This window comes from Halorubrum sp. JWXQ-INN 858 (assembly GCF_009806985.1).
In the GTDB taxonomy this organism is placed as follows: Archaea; Halobacteriota; Halobacteria; order Halobacteriales; family Haloferacaceae; genus Halorubrum.
On sequence record NZ_WUAX01000005.1, the window covers coordinates 250,285 to 265,842 of the forward strand.

General features: G+C 69.9%; 14 protein-coding genes. 8 read left to right on the plus strand and 6 right to left on the minus strand.

Annotation, left to right across the window (positions count from 1 at the left end; all coding sequences use genetic code 11):
* Positions 1-256 precede the first annotated feature (256 nt).
* Genes GRS48_RS02530 through GRS48_RS02540 form a run of 3 tightly spaced genes read left to right on the plus strand, consistent with a single transcriptional unit; the run spans position 257 to position 3,529 of the window.
* A complete protein-coding gene (locus GRS48_RS02530; protein ID WP_159483348.1) occupies positions 257-1,105 on the plus strand; it encodes a CBS domain-containing protein in 849 nt (282 codons plus the stop codon).
* A complete protein-coding gene (glyS, locus tag GRS48_RS02535; RefSeq protein ID WP_159483349.1) occupies positions 1,105-2,889 on the plus strand; it encodes a glycine--tRNA ligase in 1,785 nt (594 codons plus the stop codon). The genes GRS48_RS02530 and glyS overlap by 1 nt, the downstream gene beginning before the upstream one ends.
* A 22-nt stretch (positions 2,890-2,911) precedes the next feature.
* Positions 2,912-3,529 carry a dolichol kinase gene (locus GRS48_RS02540; protein WP_321168251.1) on the plus strand — a complete coding sequence of 206 codons (618 nt, stop codon included), beginning with the start codon at positions 2,912-2,914 and terminating at the stop codon, positions 3,527-3,529.
* Positions 3,530-3,671: 142 nt separating this feature from the next.
* Here GRS48_RS02540 and pdxS read toward each other — a convergent pair whose 3' ends face one another.
* Both pdxS and GRS48_RS02550 read right to left on the minus strand, forming a co-directional pair.
* Entirely contained in the window at positions 3,672-4,580 is a 909-nt protein-coding gene (gene pdxS, locus GRS48_RS02545; RefSeq protein ID WP_159483350.1) for a pyridoxal 5'-phosphate synthase lyase subunit PdxS, read from the minus strand.
* A gap of 77 nt (positions 4,581-4,657) precedes the next feature.
* Complete coding sequence (locus GRS48_RS02550; RefSeq protein ID WP_159483351.1) at positions 4,658-6,463, minus strand: aldehyde ferredoxin oxidoreductase family protein; 1,806 nt, start codon at positions 6,461-6,463, stop codon at positions 4,658-4,660.
* Positions 6,464-6,597: 134 nt separating this feature from the next.
* Between GRS48_RS02550 and GRS48_RS02555 the strand changes: the two genes are divergently transcribed.
* The gene (locus tag GRS48_RS02555) at positions 6,598-7,266 is read left to right on the plus strand and encodes a molybdenum cofactor guanylyltransferase (protein ID WP_159483352.1); all 669 of its coding nucleotides are present in this window, start codon (positions 6,598-6,600) and stop codon (positions 7,264-7,266) included.
* Between the two features lie 251 nt (positions 7,267-7,517).
* Here the strand turns inward: GRS48_RS02555 and GRS48_RS02560 are convergent, their stop codons facing one another.
* Positions 7,518-7,964: a universal stress protein gene (locus GRS48_RS02560; protein ID WP_159483353.1), complete on the minus strand. Its 447-nt coding sequence runs from the start codon at positions 7,962-7,964 to the stop codon at positions 7,518-7,520.
* A 313-nt stretch (positions 7,965-8,277) separates the two neighbouring features.
* On the opposite strand from GRS48_RS02560, the gene GRS48_RS02565 reads away from it, so the two are divergent.
* The 3 genes from GRS48_RS02565 (at position 8,278) to GRS48_RS02575 (ending at position 10,913) form a co-directional block, all read left to right on the plus strand.
* A complete protein-coding gene (locus GRS48_RS02565; RefSeq protein ID WP_159483354.1) occupies positions 8,278-9,750 on the plus strand; it encodes an amidohydrolase in 1,473 nt (490 codons plus the stop codon).
* Positions 9,751-10,091: 341 nt separating this feature from the next.
* Positions 10,092-10,580, plus strand: a complete 489-nt coding sequence (locus GRS48_RS02570) for an Lrp/AsnC family transcriptional regulator (protein WP_159483355.1) — start codon at positions 10,092-10,094, stop codon at positions 10,578-10,580.
* An 81-nt stretch (positions 10,581-10,661) separates the two neighbouring features.
* Positions 10,662-10,913 (plus strand): HalOD1 output domain-containing protein, encoded by a 252-nt coding sequence (locus GRS48_RS02575; protein WP_159483356.1) that lies wholly within the window; start codon positions 10,662-10,664, stop codon positions 10,911-10,913.
* A 306-nt stretch (positions 10,914-11,219) separates the two neighbouring features.
* On the opposite strand, the gene GRS48_RS02580 is transcribed toward GRS48_RS02575, so the two are convergent.
* The 3 genes from GRS48_RS02580 to hemC are packed head-to-tail and all read right to left on the minus strand — an operon-like array spanning position 11,220 to position 13,999.
* Positions 11,220-12,008 carry a uroporphyrinogen-III synthase gene (locus tag GRS48_RS02580; protein WP_159483357.1) on the minus strand — a complete coding sequence of 263 codons (789 nt, stop codon included), beginning with the start codon at positions 12,006-12,008 and terminating at the stop codon, positions 11,220-11,222.
* Positions 12,001-12,849, minus strand: coding sequence for a uroporphyrinogen-III C-methyltransferase (gene cobA / locus GRS48_RS02585; protein WP_159483358.1), 849 nt, complete (start codon positions 12,847-12,849; stop codon positions 12,001-12,003). The genes GRS48_RS02580 and cobA overlap by 8 nt, the downstream gene beginning before the upstream one ends.
* Positions 12,842-13,999: a hydroxymethylbilane synthase gene (gene hemC / locus GRS48_RS02590; protein ID WP_159483359.1), complete on the minus strand. Its 1,158-nt coding sequence runs from the start codon at positions 13,997-13,999 to the stop codon at positions 12,842-12,844. Before hemC ends, cobA begins: the two co-directional genes overlap by 8 nt.
* A gap of 224 nt (positions 14,000-14,223) precedes the next feature.
* Here hemC and GRS48_RS02595 point away from each other — a divergent pair, with 224 nt between their 5' ends.
* Positions 14,224-15,501: an aminotransferase class V-fold PLP-dependent enzyme gene (locus tag GRS48_RS02595; RefSeq protein WP_159483360.1), complete on the plus strand. Its 1,278-nt coding sequence runs from the start codon at positions 14,224-14,226 to the stop codon at positions 15,499-15,501.
* The last annotated feature ends 57 nt before the right edge of the window (positions 15,502-15,558 follow it).

Sequence of the window (15,558 nt, forward strand, 5' to 3'; positions counted from 1 at the left end):
GTGCATATTCGGGCGAAACATGTACGGATCCATCCTTCGATCCCGTGAGAAAACGTACGCGAACAGTTCCCATGGTGAGGCCGGTGGAGCCGTTCGTTGAGGTCGCTCGTCGTCCCGTCTCCCCCGTTCGTTGCCGATCCGCTTCTCATCGCGGCGGTTCGCCGGTCCGTTTTCCCCGCTCCGCTCGGCTCCGCCCGCCCGCTGACGCCGACACGCCTTCGCAGTATACAAGAGGTGGCCCGGCAAATGACGTGGCATGAACGTATCAGACGCCATGACGCCGCGATCGGACCTCGTCGTCGTCGAGATCCCGGGGAGCCGGAGCGACGTGCTGGAGTACATCCAGGAACACGGTTTCTCCTCGGTGCCCGTCGTGAAGGACGTCGACGGCGAGGAGGTGTACCGCGGGCTGGTGTCGCGTGACGACCTCATCGAACAGCCCGACGAGGACCAGCTCGCGCTGTTGATGCGCGAGGTGCCGACGGTCGGCGCGGACGACGACCTCCGCGAGGCGGCGGCGACGATGGTCGCGGAGCGCTCGCGTCGCCTCCCGGTCGTCGACGGCGACGCCCTCGTCGGGATCGTCACCGTCACCGACGTCGTCCGGGCGATCGCCCGCGGCGAGGTCGACGGACAGAAACCGGTCGGCCCGCTCGCCACGCGCGCCGTCAACACGACGTACGTGGGCACCCCGCTCCCGGTCGCGGAGCGGGAGATCGGGTTCGCCGACGTCCCGTACGCGGTCGTGCTCGACGACGACGCGGACATGGCGGGCATCCTCACCGAGGTCGACGTGCTGGAGGTCGCCCGCGTCGTCGAGGGCGAGGCGAGCACCGGCGACTCGCTCGCCGAGCAGGACTCCGAGTGGTCCTGGGAAGGGATCAAGGCGATCGGCGCGCGCTACCTCCCGACTCGCAACGTGGAGATCCCCGCCGAGGAGACGCGCCACTTCATGACGAGCGACCTCGTCACCGTCACCGGGAGCCGGACGGCGGAGGCGGTCGCCCAAGAGCTGATAACCAACGACATCGAGCAGGTCCCGCTCGTGAGCGGCGCCGACCTCGTCGGCATCGTCCGCGACGTCGACCTCCTGGAGGGCATCTGATGGCCGGCAGCGACCTCGCCGAGCTGGCGAAGCGCCGAGGGTTCTTCTTCGGCTCGAACGGCGCGTACGGCGGCACCGCCGGGTTCTACACGTTCGGCCCGCAGGGGGCCGCCCTGAAGCGGAACGTCGAGGACGCCTGGCGCGACCGGTTCACGCTCAAGGAGGGCAACCGGGAGATCGAAGCCCCGACGGTGATGCCCGAGGCCGTCTTCGAGGCGTCCGGCCACCTCGAGGGGTTCGACGACATGCTCGTCGCCTGCGGCGAGTGCGGCGCGTCCCACCGCGCCGACCACCTCGTCGAGGACGCGACCGACGTCGAGGACGCCGAGGCGCTCCCGGGCGAGGAGGTCGAGGCGCTGATCGCCGACCACGACATCGCCTGTCCGGCGTGCGGCGCGCCGCTCTCCGGCGAGCCCGTCGAGGACTTCAACCTCATGTTCGCGACCGACATCGGCCCGGGCGACTCCCAGCCCGGCTACCTCCGCCCGGAGACCGCACAGGGCATCTTCGTCGAGTTCCCTCGGCTGAAGGAGTACGCCCGCGGCAGCCTCCCGTTCGGGATCACCCAGATCGGCCCCGCCTACCGCAACGAGATCTCGCCCCGAGGCGGCCTGCTGCGGCTCCGGGAGTTCACGCAGGCGGAGCTGGAGCAGTTCATCGACCCCGAGACGGACGAGCCGCCGCTGGATCGGGTCGCCGACGTCGCGGTCCGGCTCTACCCCGCCACGGCGCAGGCGGCCGACGACGGCGACTACCTCGACACGACGATCGGCGAGGCGGTCGACGAGGGGGTCATCGGCTCCCCGTGGGTCGGCTACTACCTCGGCGTCGCCCAGGAGTGGTACGAGCGGGTCGGCGTCGACCTCGACCGCTTCCGGTTCCGCCAGCACCTCGCGGGCGAGCGGGCCCACTACGCGGCCGACTGCTGGGACGCCGAAAGCGAGGTCGACGGCGACTGGATCGAGATCGCCGGCTTCGCGTACCGCGGCGACTACGACCTCTCGAAACACGACGAGTACGGCGACGACGCGTTCACGGTGTTCAAACGCTACGACGAGCCGAAGACCGTCGAGCGCGCGACCGTCGACCCCGACATGTCCGTCCTCGGCCCCGAGTTCGGCGGCGACGCCGGCGCGGTCGCGGCGGCGCTGGAGACGCTCGCGGCGCGCGACCCGGACGCCTTCGCGGACGAGACGGTGACCGTCGAGGTCGACGGGGAGCCCCGCGAGGTCGACGCCGACGTCGCGGACTTCTCGGTCGAGGAGGTGACGGAGAACGGCGAGCACATCACGCCGCACGTCGTCGAGCCGTCCTTCGGCGTCGGGCGGACCGTCCAGACGCTGCTCGCTCACGCCTACGAGACCGACGAGGTCGACGGCGAGGAGCGGACCTTCCTCTCGTTACGACCCGAGATCGCGCCGACGGACGCCGCCGTCTTCCCGCTCGTGACGAACGACGAGCGCCTCACCGACCTCGCCGACCGCGTCGCCGCCGACCTCCGGGCGGCCGGGCTGGCGGTGTCGTACGACGACTCCGGCTCGATCGGCCGGCGTTACCGGCGGCAGGACGAGGTGGGCACGCCGTTCTGTGTCACCATCGACCGCGACGGCGTGGAGGGCGACGGTCCCGAGACGGTGACGGTCCGCGAGCGCGACACCGCCGCACAGGTTCGGGTCCCGGTCGACGAGCTGGCCGACGAGCTGGCCGCGCTCCGCTCCGGCGACGAGTTCGCGGCGCTGCGTGACCGCTACGGGGCGGTCGCGACCGACGTGGAGACGAACTGACCGTGTCCCGAGGGGCACGGCGGTGACTCTCCCGGCGGCGGAGTGGCGCGAGCGCGTCGAGTTCGAGCGGCGGCTCGTCCACGCGGGCGGCACCCTCTACCCCGTTCCGTACCTGTTGGGCTGGATCAGTTGGGAGCTCACGGGGCTCCTGCTGTTGGCCGGCGTCGGCGTCGTCGCGCTGTTGGAGTTCCTCCGGCTCGGCGTCGGTCTCGACCACGCGGTGTATCGGGCGCTCACCCGGGAGTACGAGGCGGACGGCGTCGCGGGCTACGCGCTGTATCAGGTCAGCATGGCCGGAGTCGCGCTGTTCTTCGCGCCGACGATCGCGATCCCCGCGATGTGGATGCTGTCGATCGGCGACCCGGTGAGCGGCACCCTCGGCCGGAACGCGGCCACCGAGCCGAAGCGCCCGACGGTGTGGATCGCGATGTTCGCGGTCTGTCTCGCGCTCGCCGTCCCGTTCACCGTCGCGGCGTTCGGGACGGTCGTCGGCATCGCGGTCGCGGCCGCGGGGGCGGTCGCGGCGACGGTCGCCGACGGGCTCCCGCCGGTGATCCGCGGCGTCGCCGTCGACGACAACCTCACCATCCCGCCCGCGGCGGCCGTCGCGATGCTCGCGCTGGCGACGCTGCTCGGGTAGGCTCGTTCGGATCCCTCGGCGAGAGTCGCTCGGACCCCTCCGGTCGGCTCGTTCGGATCTCTCGGATGGGTTGGTTCGGGTCTCCAAAAAACGGGCGTGTGGTCCGGGCGATCGGGATGGTCGGGGTGGTCGGGCGTTCGCGTCAGACGCCGCGGCCCTGTAGCCGCTCCTCGTCCGGGATCGAGTCGTTCGACTGCCCTTTCATCCCCTTGCCGACGTCGGAGGCGATCTCCGCGAGCTCCTCGGGGTCGTCCCAGTTGTTGACGGCCTCGACGATGGCCTCGCCCATCTCGACGGGGTCCTCCGCGCCGAAGATGCCGGAGCCGACGAAGATGCCGTCACAGCCGTGGTACATCATCAACGCGGCGTCCGCGGGGGTCGCGATCCCGCCGGCCGCGAAGTTGACGACGGGCAGCCGCTCGACCTCGGCCGTCTCGTGGACGAGGTCGCGGGGCGCGCCGTGTTCGCGGGCCCACTTCTCGCGCTCGTCGTGGTTCAGTCCGCTGATCTCGCGGATCTGGCGTTTCATCGTGCGCTGGTGTTGGACGGCCTGGTTGACGTCGCCCGTGCCGGCCTCGCCCTTCGTGCGGATCATCGCGGCCCCCTCGTTGATCCGGCGCAGCGCCTCCGGGAGGTTCCGCGCGCCGCAGACGAACGGCGAGGTGAAGCCGCGCTTGTCGATGTGGTACTCGTCGTCGGCGGGCGTGAGCACCTCGGACTCGTCGATCATGTCGACGCCGAGCGCCTCGAGGATCTCCGCCTCCTTCAGGTGGCCGATCCGGGACTTGCCCATCACCGGGATCGACACCTCGTCGATGATCTCGGTGACGTTCGCGGGGTCGGGCATCCGGGCCACGCCGCCGCGCTTGCGGATGTCGGCCGGGACGGCCTCGAGCGCCATCACCGCGACCGCGCCGGCGTCCTCGGCGACGCGGGCCTGCTCGCGCGTGACGACGTCCATGATGACGCCGCCCTTCTGCATCCGCGCGAACCCGCGCTTGACGAGCTCCGTCCCCCGCTTTAACTCCTCTAAGTCCGTGGCCTCTGGCATGTCCTCCCGTTCGAGCGGTGGTCACTTAACGGGTCGCTTTCGGGGCGTTTCGTCGGTCGCGGCCGCCTCTGTCTGACTCAGCGACCCGCCCGCGAACCGTCGCCCTCCCCGACCGAACCGAGCCCGAGCCGATCGAGCGTCGCCGGGGTCGGTCGTCCGTCGGGGCTCCAGCCGCGGGCCCGATAGTAAGCGTCGAGGAGCGCGTCGAACGCCTCGGGGTCGACGCGGGCCCCGGCCGCGGGGCCGTCCGCGATCGGCTCGCTGAGGGTCGCCGGTAGCTCGTCGTCGCCGCGGGAGACGCCCTCGCGGGCGTTGAACAGCCGGACGAGCGTCCAGATCCGCTCGCCGCAGCGTCGGAGCTCCGCGGGGTCGGTCGGAAGCGGCGCGCCCGTCGCCCGCACGTGCGCGTCGACGAACGCCGCGCCGCAGTCGGACCACAGCGTCTCCCCGGCGAAGTCGTCGGCGACGAGGCTCCAGAGCGTCGATCGGGCGTTCTGGGCGGTGACGACGGCGGCGACGCGGTCGTCGTCCTCCCACGCGGCGAACACCTCCTCCTCGATCGGTCGTGCGCGGCGGTGACACCCGCCCCGGTCGCTCGTCGCGTACGCCAGCGCCATCGCGGGCGACGCCCGCGGGTCGTAGCCGGGCAGCGCCATCGACTTCACGGTCGGGATCGGGTCGAAGCCGAAGCGCTCGGCCGCGGCGTCGACGCCCCGCCGGAGCGCCTCGAGGAGGGCGGGGTCGAACGCCGCGGCGTCCTCGCCGCCTCCCGTCGCGATCGCCGTGATGAGCGCCCGTGCCGCGTCGGGGTCGCCGAACCCCACGTCCGCGTCGAGGACGCCCGCCTCGCTCGCGCGGGCGACCCACGCCACCGCGTTGCCCGCGCCGATGACGTCGACGCCGAGCCGGTCACAGAGCCCGCCGAGCGCCGCGACCGCGTCGAAGTCGTCGACGCCGAGCCCCGCCCCGAGCGTCATCGATGCGGCCCCTCGGGGCACCGTCTCGCCCGCGTCGGTTTCGACCCGGAACCCTCCGGGAACGTCGTCGTCGGGGTGCTCGCGTCCGACCGACGCCGATCGGGCCGCCTCGATGCCGACCGCGTCGGTGCCCGCGAAGCGTCCGGACCGCCAGCCGTCCGCGGCGAGCGCGCCCACCTCGTTCGCGAAGTCGACCGATTCCAGGGTCTCGGCGGCCGCCTGCCAGCGTCCCACGTCGTCGTCGGCGTATCGGTCCGCGTACGACTCGCGAAGCGCCGCGAGCTCGGTGGACGCGGGCTCCGCTGCCGGACCCGCCGCGATCACCGCCTTCAGCCGCTTGCTCCCCATCACTGCGCCCGCGCCGCCGCGGCCGGCGTGGTGGTCGCCGCCGTCGCTGGCGACCGTCGCGTAACACACCTCGCGCTCGCCGGCCGGCCCCACGCACGCGACCGCCGCGTCGGGATGAGCCGCCGCCGTCTCGGCGGCGTCCGCGCCCCACGTCCCCGTAGGGACGATCCGCCCCGTTCCGTCCGCGATCTCGATCCGGACCGGTTCGTCGCTCGCGCCCGTGACGAGCAGCGCGAGGCAGTCGTCGAGGCTCCCCGCGAGCCGGCTCGCGAACGTCCCGCCGGCGTACGAGTCGAGGAACAGCCCGGTGAGCGGCGACTTCGTCACCGCGGCGTATCGGGGCTCTCCCGGGAGGGAGCCGGCGAGCGGGCCGACACAGAACGCGAGCAGGTTCCCCGGACTCAGCGGGTCGACGCCGGCGTCGAGCTCGGCGTAGAGGTACCGCGCACCGATCCCCTTCCCGCCGAGGAAGCGCCGTCGCCACCGCTCGGGCACGGGCTCGCGCTCGACGGTCCCCGCGGAGAGGTCGGCCCGCAGGACGTGGGTTCGGTCCGCCATTCGTTACCACGGCGATTGGCCGCCCGGACGTATATGCTGTCGGGTCCGGGGCGGCGGGTCGCCTCCGCGCGGCGGTGAGTCGCCCCCGCGCCGCCACCACAAACGCGAAGCCCGCGCGCTACCACCCTCCACGCATGACGACCGGAGCCATCGTGGCGGGCGGGCGGTCGACGCGCTTCGGGGACGCCGACAAGTCGGTCGCGCCGCTGTCGGGGGTCCCGATGGTGCGGCGGGTGGCGAACCGTCTCGCGGGCGCGGACGACCCGATCCCGCCGGGTGCCGACCGGGCGGCGGGCGGGGAGCCCGTCGTCGACGACCTCGTGGTCAACTGCCGGCCCGACCAGCGTGCGGCGATCGCCGACGCGCTCGACGGGATCGGGCTCCCGGTGCGGTGGGCGGTCGACGACGAGCCGGACCTGGGGCCCATGTCGGGGATCCGAAACGCCTGTCGCGCCGCGCCCGGGGAGTACGCGCTAGTCGTCGCCTGCGACATGCCCTTCGTCGACCCCGCGTTCGCCGCGACGCTGTTCGCGGACGCGGCGGGCCACGACGCGGCCGTCCCCCGCCTCGACGACCGCTGGTTCCAGACGACGCAGGCGGTGTACCGGGCGGAGGCGATGGCCGACGCCTGCGACCGGGCGCTGGCGCGTGGCGACCGGAAGATCATCGAGCCGCTGTTCGAGCTGTCGTACGTCGTCGTCGGCGACGACGCCATTCGCGCGCGGACCGACGAGCGGACCTTCGAGAACGTCAACACCCGCGCGGAGCTGGCCGAAGCGGAGGCGTTCGTCGAGGGCGTCTGACCGGACACGGGCGCGACCGACGCGAACGGCCTCGTTGAAACCGTTGTTGGCAAACGTGACGGACGAGTCGTCCGGGATCGGATGGCTGCCCTCCCGCACTCACGCCTCCTCCGGTTCGTCGAACGTGCTGTCGTGCTGGCCCGCCGTGCTGTTTTGCGTGGGGATCGGGACTGTCCGAAACCATGAGCGGAACTGGCTACCGAATACAGAGTAACGGTCTTGCGAGGCAGACGATCCCAACTCCACCGGTGTTACCTGACGACTGTGACCGGAATGGTAGTCCGCTCAACCACGTTTCGTGCTACGCTGCCCATGAATTCAATAGCTCGTTCCGACCGACCCCGGTGACCAACGTAGAGCGTTTCGAAACCCGATTCTTCGGCGTATTCGGGTATTGTCTTCGCCGGTTGGCCGTAGAGTAGTTCTCCAGACACGGTTTGTCCGCGCTCCGCCGCAAACTCGACCGCCTCGTCTATGATCGCTCGACCGTGCTTCTCTGCGGAGTCAAGGCTATCGACGACTAGCCGGTCCCTGCGGTCGGACTCGGATATCGGTTCTCCACCACCCATGTCATGGATGTCCGGTTCGATCGCGTGGATCAGCGTGATCGATCCGTCGGTTGCGTTAGCGATCTCCGCAGCGTACGCAAGTGCTCGATTGCTCTCTTCCGATCCATCCACGGCGACGAGTAGTTTCATACCATACATTTCACGCCGGACCGATTAAATCGACCGCCTCTTCGGATGACTCGAGAACGGTCTTCTGCCTCTCGAGGCCCGTTGGCCATACTAGCACGCAGAAAGAAGACCGCTGAAACCCATCACCGAGTACGAGATTCAACAAGACCGTTGAAAACCAAATCCCCTGTATAGAACGCGACCGGGGAAATGTCTCACTTTCTAAGGGCTTCAACGGAGCCACTGAATCCTGAACCCAAGGGAGGGACGTTCGCACGCTCGACCGGACCGCCGGGGTCCGAACCCTTTTGCGCGCGCTGTGTGAGGTGAGCCCATGGAAACCGAGCAGGTCGCCGACGCGGTGGCGGAGCGGCGCGAGCGGTTGATCGCGCTGTCACGGGAGATCTGGGACCGTCCGCAGACGGCCTTCGAGGAGACGGACGCCGCCGAGCGGCTCGTCCGGGCGCTCGCCGACCGCGGCTTCGACGTCGAGGTCGGCGTCGGCGGGGTCGAGACCGGGTTCGTCGCCCGCTACGGCGAGGGCGACCCGGTCGTCGGCACGATGGGCGAGTACGACGCGCTGCCCGGCCTCTCACAGCGCGCGGCGGCGACGCGCGAGCCCGTCGAGGCGGGCGCACCCGGTCACGGCTGCGGGCACAACCTCTTCGGCGTCGGCTCGCTCGGGGGCGCGTTCGCGGTCGCGGACGCGATCGACGCGGGCGCCGAGGGAACGGTCGTCTACGTCGGCACGCCCGCCGAGGAGGCCGGCGCGGGGAAGGTGTACCTCGCGCGGGCCGGCGCGTTCGACGACGTCGACGCGCTCGTCGCGTGGCATCCCGGCTGGTACAACGCGCCCACGAAGGGGTCGTGTTTGGCGGTCAACGGCTTCGAGGTGACGGTCCGCGGGGAGTCCGCACACGCCGCCGCCGCCCCCGAGGCCGGCCGCAGCGCGCTCGACGGGATCCAGCTGTTGAACACGGCCGTCGAGTACATGCGCGAGCACGTCCCGGACCCGGTCCGGCTCCACTACGTGATCACCGAGGGCGGCGACGCCGCGAACGTCGTGCCGCCGGAGGCGACCGCCGAGTACCTCGTTCGCGCGCCGAGCCGCGAGCTCGTCGAGGAGGTCAGCGACTGGTTCCGGCAGGCGGCCCGCGGCGCGGCGCTGATGGCCGACGTCGACGTCGACGTCACCCAGACGAGCGGCGTCTACGGCGTGCGACCGAACGAGACGCTGGGGGACGCGATCCGGTCGACGATGGCGGACCTCGGCCCCTTCGAGATCGACGGGGCGGACGCGGCGCTGGCCGACGATCTCCGGGCGTCGCTCGGCGACGTCTCCGGGGCGGTGGCGACGCTCGATCCCGAACACCGCGAGGCCGCACGCGACGCCGCGTACTTCACCGAGCCGATCGACGCACTCGACGCCGGGACGACCGGGTCGTACTCCACCGACTCCGGCGACGTGAGCCAGATCGTCCCGCTCGGCCGGATGACGACCGCGACGTTCCCGGTCGGGACGCCGCTGCACTCCTGGCAGGCGGTCGCGGCGAGCGGCTCGACCGGCGTCGAGGGAATGCTGTACGCCGCGAAGACGATCGGCGGGACCCTCGTCCGGCTGCTCGAGGACCCCGACCTCCTCGCGTCGGTCGTCGCCGAGTTCGAGGACCGCGGCGGCGCTGCCGGCTACGAGTCGCCGATGCCGGCCGACGCCGATCCCTACGAACTGCTCGGCGTCGAGCGCCCCGGCTTCGACCCCGACTTCGGCGGGAACGTCACGACCGTCGAACGCGCGGGCGACGACTGAGCGGACGTCGGCGGAGTGGACGGAGCGGACGGTTCTGGTTTAAATGGAGTGGCGGCCGCCGTCGGCCAATTTATAAGTGATCGGGTGCCACTGTCTATCGTTTATAAACACGCGGCGCGCCGTCGCCGTTTCCCCGCAGACCTCGAAGGCTCCGTTGAAATCATCCGTAGCTGATAGCGAATCCGTGCTGAATACAGAGCATGTAGTCAGCATGAGGGACTGCGTTATTTTCTCAAAGTGGATCCTGAATTAGCCGATAGAACACGCCTGCGAACTGAGTAGCTGTTTCTGAGCGAATCGAGGCAACCTACTTATTGGCGGCTCTCTTACCGTTCTTGTCTATGGCTTCGGAGGAACTCGACCCGGTTGACAAAGGTATTCTGTATCTCTTGCAGGAAGATGCTCGGAATAACACGACGAGCACCATCGGGGAACAGGTCGGCGTCTCGTCCAGTACGGTCGCCAATCGCATCAAGAAGCTCGAAGAGAGCGGCGCTATCACGGGATACCACCCGACGATAGACTACGAACAAACAGGGATGGGCCATCACCTGCTCGTCGTCGGGACGGTTCCAATTAACGATCAAGAGGAGATTGTTGACGATCTCGTTAGTGTTCCGGGTGTGGTGAGTGTCAGTGAGTTATTAACGAATAACGCAAATCTCTCAATCGAGTTGGTCGGGCAGAACAAGCAAGAAATTGAGAAAAGCATCAGTGAGATGAGCGAGTTGGGCGTCGATATCGAGCGCATGGATATGCTGAAGCGGATTCGGGCATTGCCTTACAATCATTTCGGAAAGAAATTCACGAACGAGGACGACACTGGATAATTGCCCGCCACTATTTAAGCCCCATTGGCTATTATCAAACCCTCGTCATGTTTATGCGAAGAGAGAACATAGTCGTTTTCGATGAGTCAAGTTCAGACCGCCGAGGGGGGTAGTCGGAGTGCGAGTCAGACAGTAATAGATGCAGTAGCTGCCCTTGAAGGGATTCCATCTACGGAATTAACGCCGCCATTGTACGACGTAGTTGACCCCGATGCGTTGGACAAAGTGTTCGCTGGGAAGGCATCTCTGGGAAAGGTTGTGTTCAACTACAAGAGTTACGAGGTTCGTGTGGATGCCGATAGCTATGTGGTCGTCAAGGACCACCGTGGATAGCTACCGTCTGCAGGAAACCGCTACCAACCTTCGCGGGCCACTGGATAAGTAAGTACCATGTACTGAGCGATCTACTCTGATCGAATTGAGAGATGATCTGAGGGCTTTAACAGGACCCTTCGAAGGAATTGCCCCAAAAACCGCAAAAGACTCCGAGAAGCCCCGGAACGGCATCGAAAGGCCCCCGGTAGCCTCGAAAAGCCTTGATGCACCTGCCGCGCGCTTTATAAGCGATCGTCGTTCCTGCCGCGCATATTTATAAGCGGCCGCGGTTCTCGACGCAACTCGTCGGCCTCTCGATCGGGCTCAGTCGTCTGTTTCGTCGGTGTTTTCGCCCGCGTGCTCGCCGTCGGTTCCGTCGGCGGAGTCGCCGATCGCCTCGACGACTCGTCTCGCGAGCGCCTCGAACGTGGCCTCCTCGGGGACGACGTCGACGTCGATCCCGTGGTCCGCGGCCGTCTCCGCGGTCGGCGGCCCGATCGCGCCGACCACGGCGTCCGACAGCCCCGCGAGCGCGTCCTCGCGAACCCCCCGCTCGTCGGCGGCGGCGAGGAAGTTCGCCACCGTGAGCGAGGAGGTGAACGCGACCCCGTCGAGGTCACCGCGGGCGGCCAACTCGGCCGACTCGCCGCTCCCGTCGGGGCGCGTCAGCCGGTAGAGCACCGTCTCGTGGACGTCCGCGCCGGCCGCACGGAGGCCGTCGACGAGTACGTCGCTCCCGTGATCCGACCGCGCGACCTCGACGCGCTCGCCGTCGACGGCGTCCCGCAGCCGCGAGACGAGTCCCGCGGAGGTGTACTCGTCGGGGACGACGTCGACGCTCCAGCCGGCCTTCCGGGCCGCCGCGGCGGTCGCGGGGCCGATGGCGACGAGCGTCGCGTCGCCCGGCTCCCAGCCCGCCGCGGCCGCCAGCTCGACGCCGGTCTTGCTCGTGAGGACGACGTACCGGCCCTCTCCGGGCGTCGCGCCCGTCGGCTCGACCGCGAGCATCGGGTCGGCGACCGGCGTCGCCCCGAGCGCCGACAGCAGCTCGACGGCGTCGTCGATCCGCTCGTCGGCCGGTCGGAACGCCGCGACGCGGGGGCCGTCAGTCATCGGTTCTCGCCTCCGGTCCGGCGTCGGAACACGCCTCGGACCCGGCGTTGCGGAGGAACGACAGCACGCGCCCGCGAGTCGCCGCCACGTCGCCGATCACGGTGATCGCGGGCGGCTCGATCCCGGCGTCGTCCCGGGCGTCCACGATCGTCTCGAGCGTCCCGGTCGCGACCCGCATTCCCGGCCACGTCGCGCGCTCGACGAGCGCGACCGGGGTCGAGGGGTCCATCCCCGCCTCGCGCAGCGCCGCGGTGTACTCCGGCAGCTTGCCGACGCCCATCAGGACGACGATCGTGCCGCCGGTCGCCGCGAGCGCGCCCCAATCGACGGCCGACTCCGCCTTCGTCGGGTCCTCGTGACCGGTGACGAACGACACCGAGGAGGCGTGGTCGCGGTGGGTGACCGGGATCCCGGCGACCGCCGGGCCCGCGATCGCGGACGTGACCCCGGGAACGACCTCGAACGGGATCCCGGCCGCCGCGAGGTGTTCGGCCTCCTCGCCGCCGCGGCCGAAGACGAACGGATCGCCGCCCTTGAGCCGGACGACGGTCTTCCCGGCGCTCGCCAGCTCGACGAGCCGGCGGTTGGTGTACTCCTGCGGAGTCCACTCGCCGCCCGCGCGCTTGCCGACGTCCTCCCGTTTCGCCTCGGGGATGCGCTCGAGGATCGCGGGCCCGGGGAGCTTGTCGTGGAGGACGACGTCCGCCGACTCGATGAGCCGGGCCGCCTTCACCGTCAACAGGTCCGGGTCGCCCGGGCCGGACCCGACGAGGTAGACGGTGCCGACGTCCGGCTCCTCGTCCCCTTCCGTCCTCGGTCGCGTCGCGCCGCGCTCAGTCATCGACGTCGACCTCCTCGCGGGCGCGGTCGATCAGCTCGGCGGCTCCCCGGTCGGCGAGGTCGTCGGCGAACGCCTCGGCCGCCTTCGCGTGCGACCGGATCGGGAGGTCGCGCGTCCCGGCGACCTCCTCCGTTCCGTCCGTCGACAGCACCCGCGCCCGGACGTGGACGTGCTCGCCCTGGACGAGCGCCGAGACGCCGATCGGTGCGATACAGCCGCCGTTGAGCCCCGCGAGCACCGTCCGCTCGACCGTCACCGCCACCCGCGTCCGCGGGTGGTCGACGGTCGACCGCACCGCCTCGACGACGTCCGGATCGACCGCGGTCACCGCGATCGCGCCCTGGCCGGCGGCCGGAACGAACTCCGCGCGCGGCAGCCGAGTCGTCGGGATCTGCCCGTCGAGTCCCGTCCGGCGGAGCCCCGCCTCCGCGAGCACGAGCGCGTCGTACTCGACGTCGACCGTACGCTCCATCGCCGAGCGCTCCAGCTCGGTGAGGTCGTCGAACCACTCCTCGACGGTCCGATCGAACGTCTCGTCGTCGTCGGCCCCGTCCGACCCGGCGAGCACCGTGTCGGCGTTGTCGGGGAGGTCCCCGCCGTCCTCGCCCACCGCCGTGGCCGCCCGACCCTCACCGGAGGCGATCAGTCGACGCTCGTGTTCCGCTTGGAGGGCGGGCGCGATCAGCTTCTCGATCCGCGTGTCGACGTTGCCGCGGATCGGCTCGACCTCGAGGTCGGGCCGTGCCGCCAGTATCTGTGCGGTCCGGCGCAGGGAGCCGGTCCCGACGACCGCCCCCGGTTCGAGGTCGTCGATGTCGAGCCCGTCCGGGTGGACGAGGACGTCGCCGGAGGGCGCGCGTTCGGGGACGCCCGCGATCACGACGTCGTCCATTCCCTCGGTCGGGACGTCCTTCAGCGAGTGGACCGCGAGGTCGGCGTCGCCCGCGAGCACCTCCTCGTCGAGGGCGCGAACGAACGCGCCGGTGCGCCCGAGCCGGTGGATCAGCTCGTCGGGGATCTGGTCGCCGCGGGTCTCGACCCGCCGGATCTCGACGTCGCGGCGGCGGCTCTCCAGCGCGTCGCGGACGGCTCCGGCCTGTCGAAGCGCCAGGTCGGACCCGCGCGTGGCGAGCCTGAGCGTATCGGTCATGGCTGGACGGAGAGCCCGCTCACTCAAAAGGGCACCAGTTCGTCCGTGAACTGCTGGGACGCCGGTTCGCCCTCCGAGCGTCGCCGACGGTCGGCGATCGCGGCACTCGACGACCTCTTCGCGGCACGCGACGACCTCTTTGCGGCACTCGACGGTCCCTCCTCGATAGGAGCAACGCCTGCCGGACCGAAGGTGTGTTGACCCTGCGGCCCCGATACGAGGTAATGGGAGTTCAGGAACAGTACCCGTTCGACGTCCAGGCCGTCCGCGCCGACTTCCCGATCCTCGATCGGCTGGTCGGTGGCGATCCGACGACCGTCGGACAGGACGACAGCGACGACACCCCGCTCGTCTACCTCGACAACGCGGCGACGACACACACCCCCGAGCCGGTGGTCGACGCCATCGCGAACTACTACCGCGGCTACAACTCCAACGTTCACCGCGGCATCCACCAGTTGAGCCAGGAGGCGTCCGTCGCGTACGAGCGCGCCCACGACACCGTCGCCGATTTCATCGGCGCGGCCGGCCGCGAGGAGATCGTCTTCACGAAGAACACGACGGAGGCGCTGAACCTCGTCGCGTACGCGTGGGGGCTCGAGGAGCTCGGCCCGGGCGACAACGTCGTGCTCTCCGAGATGGAACACCACGCCTCGCTCGTCACCTGGCAGCAGATCGGCAAGAAGACGGGGGCCGACGTCCGGTTCATCGAGGTGACCGAGGACGGCACGCTCGACATGGCCGACGCCGCCGAGAAGATCGACGACGACACCGAGATGGTCTCGGTCGTCCACGTCTCGAACACGCTCGGCACCGTGAACCCGATCCGCGAGCTGGCCGACATGGCCCACGACCGCGACGCGCTGATCTTCGCCGACGCGGCCCAGTCGGTGCCGACGCGGCCGGTCGACGTCACGGACCTCGACGTCGACTTCCTCGCCTTCTCGGGGCACAAGATGTGCGGCCCGACCGGGATCGGCGCGCTGTACGGTCGCGAGGCGATCCTCGACGCGATGAGCCCGTACCTCTACGGCGGCGAGATGATCCGGCGGGTCACCTACGAGGAGTCGACGTGGGAGGACCTCCCCTGGAAGTTCGAGGCGGGCACGCCCTCCATCGCGCAGGGGATCGCGCTCGCGGCCGCGATCGAGTACATGGACGACCTCGGAATGGAGCGCGTGCAGGCCCACGAGGAGCTGCTCGCCGAGTACGCCTACGACCGGCTCACGGACCTCGGGTCGGTCGAGATCTACGGCCCGCCGGGCGACGAGCGCGGCGGTCTCGTCGCGTTCAACGTCGACGGCGTCCACGCGCACGACCTCTCGAGCATCCTCAACGACTACGGCGTCGCGGTGCGGGCCGGCGACCACTGTACCCAGCCGCTCCACGGGAAGCTGGGGATCGCCGCGTCCGCGCGGGCGTCCTTTTACGTCTACAACACGGTCGAGGAGGTCGACGCGCTCGTCGACGCCGTGAGCGACGCCTACGACCTGTTCGCCTGAGCGCGACCGTCGCCGGCGGTCTCGTCGGTCCCTCCCTCGTCTATCCTCGTCTCCGTC

Excerpts from the sequence above, each read along its gene's own strand:
- GRS48_RS02530 (WP_159483348.1), top strand. The coding sequence starts at position 257 with ATGAACGTATCAGACGCCATGACGCCGCGATCGGACCTCGTCGTCGTC.
- glyS (WP_159483349.1), top strand. The coding sequence starts at position 1,105 with ATGGCCGGCAGCGACCTCGCCGAGCTGGCGAAGCGCCGAGGGTTCTTC.
- pdxS (WP_159483350.1), bottom strand. The coding sequence starts at position 4,580 with ATGCCAGAGGCCACGGACTTAGAGGAGTTAAAGCGGGGGACGGAGCTC.
- GRS48_RS02550 (WP_159483351.1), bottom strand. The coding sequence starts at position 6,463 with ATGGCGGACCGAACCCACGTCCTGCGGGCCGACCTCTCCGCGGGGACC.
- GRS48_RS02555 (WP_159483352.1), top strand. The coding sequence starts at position 6,598 with ATGACGACCGGAGCCATCGTGGCGGGCGGGCGGTCGACGCGCTTCGGG.
- GRS48_RS02560 (WP_159483353.1), bottom strand. The coding sequence starts at position 7,964 with ATGAAACTACTCGTCGCCGTGGATGGATCGGAAGAGAGCAATCGAGCA.
- GRS48_RS02565 (WP_159483354.1), top strand. The coding sequence starts at position 8,278 with ATGGAAACCGAGCAGGTCGCCGACGCGGTGGCGGAGCGGCGCGAGCGG.
- GRS48_RS02570 (WP_159483355.1), top strand. The coding sequence starts at position 10,092 with ATGGCTTCGGAGGAACTCGACCCGGTTGACAAAGGTATTCTGTATCTC.
- GRS48_RS02575 (WP_159483356.1), top strand. The coding sequence starts at position 10,662 with ATGAGTCAAGTTCAGACCGCCGAGGGGGGTAGTCGGAGTGCGAGTCAG.
- GRS48_RS02580 (WP_159483357.1), bottom strand. The coding sequence starts at position 12,008 with ATGACTGACGGCCCCCGCGTCGCGGCGTTCCGACCGGCCGACGAGCGG.
- cobA (WP_159483358.1), bottom strand. The coding sequence starts at position 12,849 with ATGACTGAGCGCGGCGCGACGCGACCGAGGACGGAAGGGGACGAGGAG.
- hemC (WP_159483359.1), bottom strand. The coding sequence starts at position 13,999 with ATGACCGATACGCTCAGGCTCGCCACGCGCGGGTCCGACCTGGCGCTT.
- GRS48_RS02595 (WP_159483360.1), top strand. The coding sequence starts at position 14,224 with ATGGGAGTTCAGGAACAGTACCCGTTCGACGTCCAGGCCGTCCGCGCC.